This is a genomic window from Mycobacterium sp. IS-1264 (assembly GCF_001954195.1).
Taxonomy (GTDB): domain Bacteria; phylum Actinomycetota; class Actinomycetes; order Mycobacteriales; family Mycobacteriaceae; genus Mycobacterium.
In genome coordinates this window covers 1-966 of sequence record NZ_MBES01000042.1, presented here as the reverse complement: position 1 = coordinate 966, position 966 = coordinate 1, and the positions used below count along the sequence as shown (strand labels likewise).

Sequence of the window (966 nt, the reverse complement as noted above, 5' to 3'; positions counted from 1 at the left end):
GGAAAAGCGTTGTGCCAGTGAGAAGGTGATACGCGGTGGCGGCTAGGGCGTACTGATCGGCCCGTCCATCGATGTGGCCGCCCATCAACTGTTCGGGCGCTGCGTAGGCGGCCGTACCAACGGTCATGTTTGTCTGTGTAAGACCACTGATCTCGTCCCGATTGCGGGCAATGCCGAAGTCGGTCAACAAGATACGTTGCTTTCCGCCCTGTGGACGGGTCAGCAGGATATTGGCCGGCTTGACATCGCGGTGCAGCAGGCCTTTCTGGTGGGCATAATCCAGCGCGCTGGCGACGCCGGCAATTACGGTCCGCGCATCGGCAGCCGGCATTCCGGACGGACAGCTTTCCCGAAGCACTCGACGGGTATCGAACCCGTCGACGTAGCGCATCGCGATCCACAAATCACCCTCGAATTCGCCCCGGTCATACACCTCAACGATGTGTGGATGCCACAGCGACGACGCCAAGTCGGCCTCTCGAATGAACCGCTCTCGAAAACTTGGGTCGGCGGAGACATCGGCGCGCAAAACCTTCAGCGCTTCCAGCCTGGGCAACCGCGGATGTCGAGCCAAATAGACCTCACCCATTCCGCCGCTGCCCAACAGCCGCACCACGGTGAACCCGGCGAAATCCGCCCCTTCCTCTAGCGGCATGCGCCGCATACTACAAGCGCAGCGGCTGACCAGTGACACTCCGACAAAAACAGCGTCGACTCGGGATAGTGCGTAGCGGTGCATTCTTGAACAACCGGCGATGGGCGTCGTTAACATTTGCGCATGCCGTTGATGAGCGGTGCCTCGTTCGCCGGCTACACCATCGTGTCGCTATTAGGGACCGGTGCGATGGGTGATGTCTACCTCGCTCAGCACCCACGGTTGCCGCGGCGGGACGCCCTCAAGATTCTGAACGACCAGCTATCCAGTCAACCCGACTACCGGGATCGGTTCATCAGGGAGGCCGACTT

At 60.9% G+C, this 966-nt stretch carries 1 protein-coding gene and 1 pseudogene; one reads left to right on the top strand and one right to left on the bottom strand.

What is annotated here, in order from left to right; all coding sequences use genetic code 11:
- Nucleotides 1–655 (bottom strand): serine/threonine-protein kinase (locus A5744_RS07440; protein WP_139331277.1); only part of this gene is annotated, 655 nt, incomplete at its 3' end.
- Between the two features lie 123 nt (nt 656–778).
- On the opposite strand from A5744_RS07440, the pseudogene A5744_RS07435 reads away from it, so the two are divergent.
- A pseudogene (locus tag A5744_RS07435) lies at nt 779–966 on the top strand (serine/threonine protein kinase); the annotation flags it as partial.